This window comes from Meiothermus sp. CFH 77666, assembly GCF_017497985.1.
GTDB lineage: Bacteria > Deinococcota > Deinococci > Deinococcales > Thermaceae > Meiothermus.
Window position 1 is genome coordinate 13,104 of record NZ_JAGDFV010000016.1, and the last position, 11,910, is coordinate 25,013.

Below are 11,910 nucleotides of genomic sequence, written 5' to 3' on the forward strand. Positions count from 1 at the left end.
TAGAGCATGGGAAAAGGTGATCGTCGCACCCGCCGTGGCAAAATTTTCCGGGGTTCGTACGGTAAATACCGCCCCCGCAAGAAGTAACCTTTATCGCGCTCTTCACACGTGGCCGCCCGGTTGGGTGGCCGCTGTTCTTTCCTGGAAGAGTTCTTGGCCAACTTCAGGCGTACTACCTTTCAGTTATCCCAAGGTGGTAGTAGGTGGGTAGTGGAGCGTCGTAAAGGAGCCATACAGCATGGGGGGAAAGTCGGCAAGAAGGCTTACCAACCAGTCTCTCAAGCGGATCGACGTCTTTGCGAGGAGGCCAAAAGCCGACGAAGCAATCCAGAAGAAGGTTGTCAAAGGGTGTGTCCCAAAATCAACCAATGAACCCAGACGGTCAATCCCCCTTGGGGTGCTGCACAAAGCTCTATCCAAGCCCCCGTAGGGGTACTCGGTCTGCGCCGGAAGGTCAGTGCCGCTATGGTGATCGGCATCCAGAGGGGTTTCACGGCGAGTTGGGGTTGTTGAGGCTGGTTGAAACAGGGACACACCCGTTGTCAAACTACCGACTGGGTAGGGCGATCTTGCGGAAGTTCATGTGGACTTGGCAAAAGACCGCAGATCGCCCTGGTGGTGATTCCAGGCTTGTTTGGCTTCCTTGAGAGCCTGGGCTAGGCTGTCCTCGAGTTGTTCGCGGTAGCGTGCAGGCGCCCGGCCTCCCTCGGCCTCGAAGGCAGCAAGGTAATTCAAGGTAAAACTCAGGTCGCCTACCTGCCCAAAAATCTCCTGAAGGGCCTTCACGGTATCGCTATCTTGCTCGAGCCATTCCAGCGCATAGCGCAAACGCCGCAAGGCCCGGCGTAAGGCGTGCAGGTGCTCGATGCTGTCTTCTCTGCGCCATTCCTGGGCCCGGCGCTCCACCTGTTGCACGAAGCGCGGTAGCCGGGACTCGGCCACCTTTGCGTCCAGCGGGGGCAGGCAGGCAAGGGCCGATAGCAAGCCCGCCAGCCGGGGGCTATCCAGCAGGGGGACAAATGTTGTGCGGGCCTGTTTTAGCCGAAGCTCGGCCCAGGCTCGGAAAGCCCTGGGTAGATTCGGGTGTTGCAGCAACACTTCCAGGTCGCGCACCTGGCCTGCCGCACGCACCAACCAGGCCAGGTCGTCCTCGAGCACGCGCATTCCCGCCAGCCGCAGCCACACCCGCAAGCGCCGCACCGCCACCCGCACCTGATGCACGCCCTCGGGGTCGTGGCCCTCCCGGGCGATGGGTAGATGTTCAAGCAGGTGTTGGAGCCAGCGCTCTAGACCAATAACCGACATAGAACCAGCCTAGCATCGGGTCTGGTTGTGGGCCATGATTTTGGGATGATATTGGGGGGTTCCCGATCAGTCCTTCAAGTCACCTATCAATCTGGAAAGTTCAGCCCACAGTTTGGTCTGGGGTTCTTCGTGGTGGCCGCAATCTACCTCGTTGCGGTTGGCTCCACAAACCGGGCACAGGCCCTTGCAGTCTTCTTTGCAGAGGGTGGTGTAGGGCAGCTCGAGGGCAAAAGCCTCGCTCAACAAGGGCCCCAGGTCGAGATCGGGGTGACCAAAAAGCAGGATTTCTTCCTCGTCTTCCTCGATGGCCTCGAGGTGCGTCAAGCCGGGCTGGTAGCGCAGCATGTACTGAAAATGGGCGCGTACCGGGGTGGGGGTGGGGGTCAGGCAGCGGCGACACTCCAGAACAGCATAGCCCGCAATCTCGCCCGATAGCCAGAACTCCTGCCCGCCTTCACCCTCCACCCGGGTCACCCCGACCTTCCATCTGGCCGGGCCCTCGAGGGCAATGTGCTCACTTTCCAGGTCAATGGTATTCAGGATCTCGCCGGAGGCCAGCGTGCTACCCCCCTCCCGCATCAGGCGGGACAGGTTGATGCTTTGAATGTGTATTTCTTTCATCTTCTTCAAGGCTACGCTTGTGGCGTAACTCTTTACTCTAGCGCCGAAAAGGCTTGGGGTCAATGGTTATGATTTCGTGGCAGATAGCTGATAGACAAAAGCCAAGCGCCAAAAGCTATAAGCGAGACAAATTCACGGTACTTGACCCTTGTCCCCTGGATCTGGACGGCCTCTGGCCCACCCCCAACGGTAGACTGGGGGCGTATGAAGCAGATTGGTATTGTGGGGGTTCCGATGGACTTGGGTCAGGGGCGGCGTGGGGTGGACATGGGGCCCAGCGCCATTCGCTACGGGCGCTTGCAGGAGGTGCTCGAGGGCCTGGGCCACCGGGTTCACGATTATGGCGACATGAAGGTGCCGGTGGTCGAGAGTTTGCGCCATCAGCCAAAGGAACAGGGGGGGATGGGCTACCTCGAGGCCATCCGGGCAGTCTGCCTGGATACCAGCCAGGCCCTGGGCCAGATGCCCGCCGAGGTGTTTCCCATCGTGCTGGGCGGCGACCACTCCATCGCCATGGGTTCGGTCACGGGGGCCAGCCGGGGGGAGCGCATTGGGGTGATCTGGGTGGATGCCCACGCCGATTTCAACACCCCCGAAACCAGCCCCAGCGGCAACATTCACGGGATGCCCCTGGCCCACCTGTGCGGTCTGGGCGACCCCCGCCTGGTGAACCTGGGCTACCCTGGGGCCAAGGTACGGCCCGAGGATGTGGTGCTGATCGGGATTCGTAGCCTGGATGCGGGGGAGGTCAGGCTGCTGCGCGAGCGGGGGGTCACGGTATTCACCATGAAGGAAGTGGATGTGAGGGGCATTCCGGCCATCGCCCAGGCGGTGGTGGAAAAGTTTCGCGGTTTTGCCAAGGTGCATGTCTCCCTCGATGCCGACGTGCTGGACCCCGAAATTGCGCCGGGGGTCGGTACGCCGGTGGCCGGGGGCCTGACCTACCGCGAGGCCCACCTGCTGATGGAACTGCTGGCCGACGCCAGCATCGTCACCAGCCTGGATCTGGTGGAGGTGAACCCCATCCTGGACATTGCCAACCGCACCGCCCGGATGATGGTCGAGCTCGCCAGCAGCCTGCTGGGCAAGAAGATTTATTGATGGTGCGGTATTCCCGGGCCTGATACAATCCCCCCGTGTGGGTGATTCCAGCCGTAGATATCCAGTCCGGACGGGCGGTGCGCCTGTTGGAAGGCGACCCCAACCAGGAAACCGTCTATTACGAAAACCCGGTGGAGGCCGCTCTGCACTGGCAAAGGCAGGGCGCCCGGATGCTGCACCTGGTAGACCTCGATGCCGCTACAGGCCGGGGGGAAAACCGGGCGGTGCTGCGTGAGATTGCGCGATCCATTGCCATCCCGTTTGAGGTGGGGGGTGGGGTTCGCAGTGTGGAGGCGGCCCGGGAGGTGCTGGCCCTGGGGGCCAGCCGGGTAGTGGTGGGCACCGTGGCCGTCAAGGCACCGGAAGTGCTGGGTCGTATGCTAGGGGAGTTTGGGGCCGAGCGGGTGGTGGTGAGCCTGGACGCCAGGGGCCTCGAGGTCGTGGTCTCGGGCTGGGCAGAGGGCACGGCCCTACAGGTGCAGAACCTGAGCCTGCGGATGTGGGACATGGGGGTTCGTACCCTGATTTACACCGATGTACGGCGGGATGGAACCCTGGCCGGGCTCGACCTCGAGGTGGTGCGGAAGGTTCGCGCGGCCTGGCCGGGCTTCCTGATTGCAGGGGGGGGCATTGCCTCGGACGCCGACCTCGAGGGTCTGCAAAACCTGGGGGTGGAGGGGGCCATTACCGGCAAAGCCCTTTACGAGGGCCGGATTGACCTGAAGAAGTGGGTTTGATGCGGACTTTAGGTGTTTGGCCAAATTTCAGCACCACACGAGATGGGGGTGGGTGGTAGTTTTCAACGTCTGCACCCTACTCCCTGCCTCCTACCTCCTGGGGTATGGCAAGTGTTATGGAATGACCTCCCTTATGCCGCCCTTTGAGCCCTGGGGTAAACTTCTGTTATGAAAGTCCTGAATGGGCTGGCTTTCCTGATTGCACTGGTGGTCGCGGCAGCCACCGGGGCTTTGTATGCGCTGGAACCGGGGCTGTTGCTGGGCACACCCTGGGGCCAGGTGCACCTGGCTTTCCTGTTGCTGGGGGCCTTTGGGCTGGGGCTGGCCGTGATGGGATTGTATGTCCTAACCGGCTGGGTGAACGCCCGGGCGGCCCTGAGCAAGCGCAACCGGGAACTGCGCCAGGTTCGGAGTGAACTCGAGGCCCTCAAAAAGCAACACCCCGAGGAAACCCCGGTCATCCCCGACCGGCTGCCCTGAGGGCCCGGCAGGTTTGCCCCCTGTATTGATTTGCTTTTGGTTTTCAGCCTTCGGCCCAAGGTGCTGCCCTGAAGGAGACCCTGGATGATCTGGAAATTCCGTGAATGGCCCCCTATTTCTGAGCTTCGCCCCCTGATACAGCAACTGGACATCTCGCCCCTGGCCGCGGCGGTGCTCTGGAACCGGGGGTTCCGCCGTAAGGAAGACCTCGAGCCCCCCCTGGAACGCCTGCCCCTCGAGGGGCTCGAACAGGCCGCCCGGCGGATTATCGAGGCCCTGGACAAACGCCAGCGCATCCGGGTACACGGCGACTACGACGCCGACGGCCTCACCGGCACGGCGGTTTTGCTGAATGGACTGGGAAAGCTGGGGGCCGATATCCATGCCTTCATTCCCCACCGCCTGGGCGAGGGCTACGGGGTCTTGATGGATCGGGTGCCGGAGCACCTGGAAGCCTGCGATCTCTTTATCACTGTGGACTGTGGCATCACCAACCATGCCGAGCTGAAAGAACTGGTAGAGAATGGGGTCTCGGTACTGGTGACCGACCACCACTCGCCCGGTGCTACCCCACCGCCGGGTCTGATTGTGCACCCGGCCCTCACGCCCCGCCTGAAAGGCCAGGCCCACCCCACCGGCTCAGGTGTGGCCTTCCTGCTGTTGTGGCAGGTCTACGAACTATTGGGCCACGACCCGCCCCTGGAATATGCCGACCTGGCCGCCATCGGCACAGTGGCCGACGTAGCCCCCTTACAGGGCTTCAACCGGGCCCTGGTTCAGGAAGGCCTGCGCCGACTCCGCAGTTCCGCCAACCTGGGCCTAAAGGTGCTGGCCGCCGAGCACTGCCGCGAGTTTAGCGCCAGCGAGATTGCCTTTCGTATAGCGCCCCGCATCAACGCGGCCTCGAGGCTGGGCCAGGCCGAGGTAGCCCTGCAACTTCTCACCACCCAGGACATGCTTCAGGCCCGCCCTTTAGCCGAGCACCTCACCCGGCTCAACCTGCAACGGCAGCGCATCGAAGAACAGATGCTTGAGCGCATCTGGCCCACCATTGACGCCACCCGTCCGGCGCTGGTCATCCACGATGCAGAGGGGCATCCGGGCGTGATGGGCATTGTGGCCAGCCGGGTGCTCGAGCGCTACTACAAACCGGTCTTCATCATCGCCGACGGCAAGGGCTCGGTACGCTCCACACCGGGCATCAGCGCGGTGGGGGCCTTGCGCCACGCTTCGGCACACCTGAAGCGCTTTGGGGGCCATGCGCAGGCGGCGGGTTTTGCAATTGCAGAAGAGGCAATTCCGGCCTTTACATCGGCCATTCAGGAATATGCCGCGCAGTTTCCAGCACCGGTACCGGAAATTGTGCTGGATGGCTGGTTGAATGGGGAAGACCTGGGGGAGCTACAGCGGGCCTTGCAGCTTTTAGAGCCTCTGGGCGAGGGCAACCCCGAGCCGCTCTTTTTCTTGCAGGGCAGGCCGGAGCAGGTGCGGATGCTGAGTGAGGGCAAGCACCTGTCGTTCAGGCTCCAGGGAGTCAAGGTCATCAAGTGGCGCGATAACGGCGAAAATTTGCCGGATGAACTCGACCTGGCCGCCAGTCTGATGCTCAACGAGTGGAACGGTGAACGTACTGTCGAGCTGCGTGCGGCGGCCTATCGCCCAACGCCTAGGCCAGAGGGGACTCGAGGGGCCGGGTGGGCCATACCCGTACCGTTGCGCGAAGCGGTTCACCAGGCGGTCGCCCAGGGAGCCCCGGTATATGTACATGCCGAGGGCGCCGACTGGTTCAAGAGCCGGGGGGCTTCGGTGGTGAACCCCGAGGAAGCCGCCTACTGGTTCAGCTTGCCGAGCGGGCCTGTGTACCCTGAAAAGGTTCAGATTGCCCTCTCGGACAAAGCCCTGGGCAACCTGGAAAAAAACCCCGATCCCCTGGTTCGGGCGCTGGGTAAACGGGTTGCAGCGGCTTACCGGTTGGGCCAGGCTACTCAACTGGGAGAGAGCTTGAGGCTTTACTGGGAAGCGCTGGCCTGCTGTGCCTCCGAGGTGTGTTGAGTGAGGGTTTCTAGCTCCTGTGCCAGGTTTTCACGCGCGGGTGGCTCGAGGTGCGCGAAGGCTTCGGTCTGATAGATGCGCTCACGGGACAGGAACTTTTGCAACACCTGCGCACGGCGCTCCCGGAACAGCGCCTCGGGAACCCAGGCGTACTCCTGCCGGATGGCCCGGGCATACGCCCGGTAGGTTTTGGGTTCGGCCCCCAGAATGGAAAGGTCGGCATCCAGGAACAGAGCGGTGTCGGGGTCGTCTGCCTGATGGTTTTGCGTGGCCAGGATGATGCGCATGACTTTCTGGATGAGCAAGGGTTCTGCTCCCAGGCGCTCCAGGCTTTCCTGGGCTAGCCCTGCACTCTGGGCCTCGTTGTCGGCACGGGTGGGGTCGTAAACGGCATCGTGGAACCAGACCGCGAACTCCAGGTGGGGTTTGGCGGGCAATAGCTGTAGCAGCGTGTCCAGGTGGGCCAGGTTGTGATAGTAGCGCTGCGGCTCGGTGTGGCGGGTGAGCAGGTCGTCCAGCATGGAGAAATGCGCTCCGGGTTCAATCCCCAGCGATTGAAGCAGAGTGTTCCAGCGGCCAATCAGCCGCTTGCGGCCTCCGGGGGGGAGTTTGAAACCCGGCTCCACGGCTACCCCAGCCGCGTCAGGTTTTGCCGGATGCGCTCCAGTTGAGCCATATTCTCGGCCAGCCGCTCCCGCTCGGCCTGCACCACCGCCGGGTCGGCCCGCTCGACAAAGCCAGGGTTGGCCAGTTTTTTCTGTCCCTGTTCGACCTGCTTTTCCAGCTCGGCCAGCCGCTTCTTCTGGCGCTTCAGAAAGCTGCTCAGGTCGCCTTCGGGCTGGAGGTACACGGTAGTGCTGGGGGTCACCAGGGCAATGGCTTTTTCGGGGCTGCCCAGCGAGGCTTCGGCCCGGCCCAGGAAGCGGAACAGGGCCAGGTTTTCCATCACCAGTTGGGCCCCTGGGCCTTCTAGCTGCACCGCTACCTCTTGCTGCGGGGCAATGCCCAACTCGGCCCGCAGGTTGCGGGTGGCGGTGATGGTTTCTTGCAGGGTCTCGAAGGCTTTCTCGGCCTCTGGGTCGCGCTCACCGGCGGTGGGCCAGTCCTGCAGGGCCAGTTGCCGGGGGTCGCCGGTCAGGGTTTCGTACAGCTCCGAGGTGATGAAGGGCATGATGGGGTGCAGCAGCTTGAGCAGCGTCGCCAGGGTGGACTCCAGGGTCTGGCGGGTGGCCTGGTTGCCCTCGCGCAGGGCAGGTTTGGCAGCCTCCAGGTACCAGTCGCAGAACTCACTCCAGACCAGCTCGTACACCAGCCGGGCGGCCCGGCCCAGGTCGAAGGCTTCGTAGGCTTCGGTGATTTCGGCGATACCCCGGTTGAGGCGGGAGGTCATCCAGCGGTCGGCCAGGGTGGGGAGGTGGCTTGTGGCCTGTGGTGCGGGGCTGGTCAAGGCGTTCTCCGGGCTGCGCTGCATTAGCACAAAGCGGGTGGCGTTATAGAGCTTGTTGGCAAAGTTGCGCCCCTGCTCGTAGCGGCGTTCGTCGTGGCGGATGTCCTGGCCGCCGGTGGCCAGGTAGTCCCAGGCGAAGCGGCAGGCGTCGGCCCCGTATTTGTCGATCAGCTCGAGGGGGTCAATGCCGTTGCCCTTGCTCTTGGACATCTTCTGGCCCCTGGCATCCAGGTACAGCCCGTGCAGCACGATGGTATGGAAAGGAGCCCTTCCGGTGAACTGATAGCCCGACATCTGCATCCGGGCCACCCAGAAAAAGATGATGTCGTAGCCGGTCACCAGCACGTCGGTGGGGTAGTACTTGCTCAGGTCTGCGGTCTCATCGGGCCAGCCCAGGGTGGAGAAGGGCCAGAGGGCCGAGCTGAACCAGGTGTCGAACACGTCCGGGTCGCGCCGCAGGTTCAGGTGGGCGTAGCGGGGGTCCTGGTCGCAGTCGAGATCGGGGTTCTCCAGGTCGGGCACATACACGTTGCCCGCCTCGTCGTACCAGGCCGGAATCTGGTGGCCCCACCAGAGCTGCCGGGCCACCGCCCAGTCCTTGATGTTCTCGAGCCAGTCGCGGTTGACCTTCTCCCAGCGCTCGGGCACAAAGCGCATCTCGCCTTTGTCCAGGCCCGCCAGCACTTTTTCGGCCACCGGCTTCATACGCACAAACCACTGCTCCAGCAGCATAGGCTCCACCGGGGCCTTGGTGCGTTCGGAGTAGCCCAGGGCAATGGTGTAGTCCCGGATTTCGCGGAGGTGACCGGCCTCTTCCAGGGCCTGCACCACGGCTTTACGGGCCTGGAAGCGCTCTATTCCCCGGAAGGCTTCGGGCACCAGCTCTCCCGTAAGGCGGCCTTGCAAGTCAATCACGCTGGGCATCTCCAGGCCGTGGCGCTGCCCAATTTCAAAGTCGGTGGGGTCGTGGGCCGGGGTAATTTTCAGCGCCCCGGTGCCGAAGTCGGTCAAGACCGCTTCGTCGGCGATGATGGGAATGTAGCGCTCGGTGAGGGGGATGCGGGCCTTCTGGCCCACGAGGTGCCGGTAGCGCTCGTCGGTGGGGTTCACCGCGATGGCCACATCGGCAAAGATGGTCTCGGGGCGCACGGTGGCAATCTGAACCTCGCCTCCCTGCTCCAGCGGGTAAGCCAGGGTGTAGAGCTTGCCGGGGGTGGGCTCCACGTTGACCTCGAGGTCGCTCACCACGGTCTGGGCCACCGGGTCCCAGTTCACGATGCGCTTCCCCCGGTAGGCCAGGCCCTGGTGGTAGTAGGCCACAAAGCTCCGCCGCACCGCGCGGGAGAGCCCCTCGTCCATGGTAAAGCGCTCGCGGCTCCAGTCGCAGGAGGCCCCGATGCGGCGCAGCTGGTACAGGATGGTGCCGCCGTTTTTCTCCTTGAAGGCCCAGACCCGCTCCAAAAACTGCTCGCGCCCCAGGTCGTGGCGGGAAAGCCCTTCCTGGGCCAGCTCCTTTTCCACCAGCACCTGGGTGGTAATGCCGGCGTGGTCGGTGCCGGGCAGGTACAAAGCCTCGTAGCCCTGCATGCGCTTGAAGCGGATGATGGTGTCGATGATGGTGTTGTCCAGGGCGTGCCCCAGGTGCAGGTTGCCGGTCACGTTGGGCGGGGGAATCACGATGGTAAAGGGGCCTTTGCCCTTGCCGGCATTAAGCTCGGGCTTGAGGGGGTTGCTGGCCCATTCCTGGGCCCAGCGGGGTTCCACCGTTTGGGGGTCGTAGGTTTTGGGCAGTTCTTTGGTTTGGGTCATCTTTGCACCTTGGTACTCAAGTAATAACTCATGTTTTCGTCCTCGAAAGTGGCTTCCTCAAAGGCCACCCCGAACACCAGGGTATCGGCCCTGAAGGTGTGGCTCCAGAAGCCCACGGTGAGTCGGTTGCCCTCGAGGTGCACCGTCCCCACCGAAAGCTCCTTCCATTCGGCCTCGAAGTCTTCGTCCTCGTCTTCGCGCTCGAGGTCGGCCTGGGTGGCCGCTTGCAGGGTGCAGACCTTCCCGACCAGACTGCGCATGGGGTTGTTGGCAGCGTTAAAATAGGTGTGGAACTCCGGGCGAAAGCAGGCGTACTCGATGAAAGCCACCAACAAATACTCCCCCAGCTCCCATTTGCGCTCGAGCAGGGTGAGGGGCTTATCGCGGTCGGGGTCATAGTTCGGTGGGGGGGTGACGATGGGGGCTTCCAGAAGCTCTGCCAGCATCCGCTTGCGTTCGCTTTTGCTGGTTTGATAAGGCGTTGGACTACCCAGCAAGTCGCCCAGGTTTCCGTGCTTGATGCGCGACTTAAGCTCTGCCAGGGCCTCCTCGAGGCTGTCTACCATTCGCATCCTGTCGCCCCGTTGCACGAAATACCAGCCCGGATAGCTCTTGGACTCCTCCGAGGTTATTTCCTTGCCCAGTACTACACGGGTTTGGGGTTTCCGGCTGAACCACAGCAGGGTGGGCATGTAGTGGGGCTCGAGCTGCCATTCCTTGGGAATTTCGTTCATAACGGCTCCTACAGTTCTACAAATTTTGCGGTGGTTTTGCCAGGGATACGGTGCTGCAGCACCCCCATGTTCCAGTCCAGTATTGGGGCGGTCAGGGGGGTGAGCAAGTAGAAAAAGGTCGTGCGCCGATCCTCGCCTTCGCCGGTGACTTTGTGCTCGAAGGCCTCGGACGTACCTTCGAGCGCCTCGGCCCAGAATACACGCCAGTGTTCGCCGTACCGGGAGGTATGGGTCATCTGGATTTCACCCAGAAAATGGAGGTGTTCAAAACGCAATACCGATTCCTCGCAGACTTCGCGCACAGCAGCTTGTAGCGGTGTTTCCCACGATTGAATGCTCCCTTTCGGTACCTGGAAGCCCGGTTCCGGGTCGGCATGGCGAAACACATACAGTTGCTCGCCTTTGGTGATGTGGATCGCTGCCTTTTGCTCCCTCATGTTTCCTCCATTAAAAACACCGTGCAGACCTTGCTGCACGGACGAGGGTTTGCCCCGCGGTACCACCGCGCTTCCGATGGGGCCTTGGGTCGAGGGCTTTGAACTCAGGCTCTGGACACTGGACACCAGACACGCCATCGGCGCTCATATGTGCTGTAACGGGCACCCCCGGCAGGCTCTACGCTCCAAAAAGGGTTTCTTCCTGCATGCTCGCGGGCGACGTTCGGTTTGTGCAGTGCCCGGATGCCCTTTCAGCCGATGGAGCATCCTCTCTGGGGGATGCGAAAAACCTACTCCTCCCGGTCAATGCCTACGCAGTATACCTCAATCCGGGGGTGGTTTGGGATCAGGAACCCAGGGTCAGTTCCAGTATCAGCCAGCCCAAAAACAACAGCGCCGAAACGAGCGAGACAACGTAGCGAACCAAGCCTTTGTCCTTGAGTTCCGTGGGAAGCCGAAGATTCTTGAAGGGGTTCCTGGCGTGGCCGGTCATGGGGGCTCACTCCGTGCTAGTAATACAGGCCCGGGAAGGTCTGGTTACGGCCCGAGCTTTTGGCCTCAGCCTGAAAACGGTCGGCGCGGGCCAGCACCTCCCGGGCAGTGGGCTCGTTGTCGCGGCCTGCGAAGCCCAGGCTGATGGTCACCTTGAGCTCAGGGTGCAGTTGATGCCAGGGGTATTTGAGCACCGCGACCCGCAGCCGCTCGCACACCCCAAAAGCCCGGTCGCCGGTGATACCGCGCAGAATCAGGGCGAACTCCTCCCCGCCGATTCTGCCTGCTACATCCGAGGCCCGCAGGGCTTTGCGCACCAACTGACCTATTCTGCGCAGAATCTCGTCTCCAGTTGCCAGACCGAAGCGCTCGTTAATTTCCCTGAAGCCATCGAGGTCGAAGGTCACTACGGTAAAAGTCTCTCCGCTGGCGAAAACCCGCTCGAGGGCTTTTTCAAAAGCGGCTTGGCTGGGCAGCCCGGTAAGTTTGTCGTCTTCTTCGGCCCTGTAGCCCTCCAGCAGGGGGCTGCGGGCATTGAGGAGGCTCTGGTTGCGCTCTTCGAGCAGGCGCTGGGCTGCCTCGAGGGCCAGCTTGAGGGATTCCAGGCTGCCACTGGAATGCTCAATCTGGGTGCGCATCTGCTCGAGCAGTTGCACCAGTTTCAAATCCTCATCCCGTAGCTTGTCGGTGCTCAT

General features: G+C 62.4%; 12 protein-coding genes. 5 read left to right on the forward strand and 7 right to left on the reverse strand.

The features are described 5' to 3' along the window. The first annotated feature begins 6 nt into the window (after window positions 1–6). Window positions 7–87: a 30S ribosomal protein THX gene (locus J3L12_RS09540; protein WP_114799484.1), complete on the forward strand. Its 81-nt coding sequence runs from the start codon at window positions 7–9 to the stop codon at window positions 85–87. Between the two features lie 492 nt (window positions 88–579). Here J3L12_RS09540 and J3L12_RS09545 read toward each other — a convergent pair whose 3' ends face one another. Together J3L12_RS09545 and J3L12_RS09550 are read right to left on the reverse strand one after the other, a co-directional pair. Then, complete coding sequence (locus J3L12_RS09545; protein ID WP_208014825.1) at window positions 580–1,305, reverse strand: CHAD domain-containing protein; 726 nt, start codon at window positions 1,303–1,305, stop codon at window positions 580–582. Between the two features lie 66 nt (window positions 1,306–1,371). Beyond that, the gene (locus tag J3L12_RS09550) at window positions 1,372–1,926 is read right to left on the reverse strand and encodes a DUF177 domain-containing protein (RefSeq protein ID WP_208014826.1); all 555 of its coding nucleotides are present in this window, start codon (window positions 1,924–1,926) and stop codon (window positions 1,372–1,374) included. 204 nt (window positions 1,927–2,130) lie between these two features. On the opposite strand from J3L12_RS09550, the gene rocF reads away from it, so the two are divergent. The 4 genes from rocF to recJ all read left to right on the forward strand — a co-directional run bounded on the left by rocF (window position 2,131) and on the right by recJ (window position 6,296). Beyond that, on the forward strand, window positions 2,131–3,027 hold the full coding sequence (rocF, locus tag J3L12_RS09555; RefSeq protein WP_208014827.1) for an arginase: 897 nt from the start codon (window positions 2,131–2,133) through the stop codon (window positions 3,025–3,027). Window positions 3,028–3,062: 35 nt separating this feature from the next. Continuing rightward, a complete protein-coding gene (gene hisA, locus J3L12_RS09560) occupies window positions 3,063–3,764 on the forward strand; it encodes a 1-(5-phosphoribosyl)-5-[(5-phosphoribosylamino)methylideneamino]imidazole-4-carboxamide isomerase (protein WP_208014828.1) in 702 nt (233 codons plus the stop codon). A 168-nt stretch (window positions 3,765–3,932) separates the two neighbouring features. Then, complete coding sequence (locus tag J3L12_RS09565) at window positions 3,933–4,244, forward strand: lipopolysaccharide assembly protein LapA domain-containing protein (protein WP_208014829.1); 312 nt, start codon at window positions 3,933–3,935, stop codon at window positions 4,242–4,244. An 84-nt stretch (window positions 4,245–4,328) separates the two neighbouring features. Then, window positions 4,329–6,296, forward strand: coding sequence for a single-stranded-DNA-specific exonuclease RecJ (recJ, locus tag J3L12_RS09570; RefSeq protein ID WP_208014830.1), 1,968 nt, complete (start codon window positions 4,329–4,331; stop codon window positions 6,294–6,296). Here recJ and J3L12_RS09575 read toward each other — a convergent pair. From J3L12_RS09575 to J3L12_RS09595, 5 genes are all read right to left on the reverse strand, one after another. Continuing rightward, window positions 6,254–6,922, reverse strand: a complete 669-nt coding sequence (locus J3L12_RS09575; RefSeq protein ID WP_208014831.1) for a hypothetical protein — start codon at window positions 6,920–6,922, stop codon at window positions 6,254–6,256. The two genes, recJ and J3L12_RS09575, sit on opposite strands and share 43 nt — an antisense overlap. A 2-nt stretch (window positions 6,923–6,924) precedes the next feature. Beyond that, window positions 6,925–9,552: a valine--tRNA ligase gene (locus J3L12_RS09580; RefSeq protein WP_208014832.1), complete on the reverse strand. Its 2,628-nt coding sequence runs from the start codon at window positions 9,550–9,552 to the stop codon at window positions 6,925–6,927. Continuing rightward, window positions 9,549–10,286: a hypothetical protein gene (locus J3L12_RS09585; RefSeq protein WP_208014833.1), complete on the reverse strand. Its 738-nt coding sequence runs from the start codon at window positions 10,284–10,286 to the stop codon at window positions 9,549–9,551. Before J3L12_RS09585 ends, J3L12_RS09580 begins: the two co-directional genes overlap by 4 nt. 8 nt (window positions 10,287–10,294) lie before the next feature. Continuing rightward, on the reverse strand, window positions 10,295–10,762 hold the full coding sequence (locus tag J3L12_RS09590; RefSeq protein WP_208014834.1) for an NUDIX domain-containing protein: 468 nt from the start codon (window positions 10,760–10,762) through the stop codon (window positions 10,295–10,297). A gap of 470 nt (window positions 10,763–11,232) precedes the next feature. Next, the gene (locus J3L12_RS09595; RefSeq protein WP_347708878.1) at window positions 11,233–11,871 is read right to left on the reverse strand and encodes a GGDEF domain-containing protein; all 639 of its coding nucleotides are present in this window, start codon (window positions 11,869–11,871) and stop codon (window positions 11,233–11,235) included. Between the last annotated feature and the right edge of the window lie 39 nt (window positions 11,872–11,910).

What these genes read in the sequence shown, in the direction of transcription:
- J3L12_RS09540 (WP_114799484.1), top strand. Translation starts at nt 7, where the DNA reads ATGGGAAAAGGTGATCGTCGCACCCGCCGTGGCAAAATTTTCCGGGGT.
- J3L12_RS09545 (WP_208014825.1), bottom strand. Translation starts at nt 1,305, where the DNA reads ATGTCGGTTATTGGTCTAGAGCGCTGGCTCCAACACCTGCTTGAACAT.
- J3L12_RS09550 (WP_208014826.1), bottom strand. Translation starts at nt 1,926, where the DNA reads ATGAAAGAAATACACATTCAAAGCATCAACCTGTCCCGCCTGATGCGG.
- rocF (WP_208014827.1), top strand. Translation starts at nt 2,131, where the DNA reads ATGAAGCAGATTGGTATTGTGGGGGTTCCGATGGACTTGGGTCAGGGG.
- J3L12_RS09565 (WP_208014829.1), top strand. Translation starts at nt 3,933, where the DNA reads ATGAAAGTCCTGAATGGGCTGGCTTTCCTGATTGCACTGGTGGTCGCG.
- recJ (WP_208014830.1), top strand. Translation starts at nt 4,329, where the DNA reads ATGATCTGGAAATTCCGTGAATGGCCCCCTATTTCTGAGCTTCGCCCC.
- J3L12_RS09580 (WP_208014832.1), bottom strand. Translation starts at nt 9,552, where the DNA reads ATGACCCAAACCAAAGAACTGCCCAAAACCTACGACCCCCAAACGGTG.
- J3L12_RS09585 (WP_208014833.1), bottom strand. Translation starts at nt 10,286, where the DNA reads ATGAACGAAATTCCCAAGGAATGGCAGCTCGAGCCCCACTACATGCCC.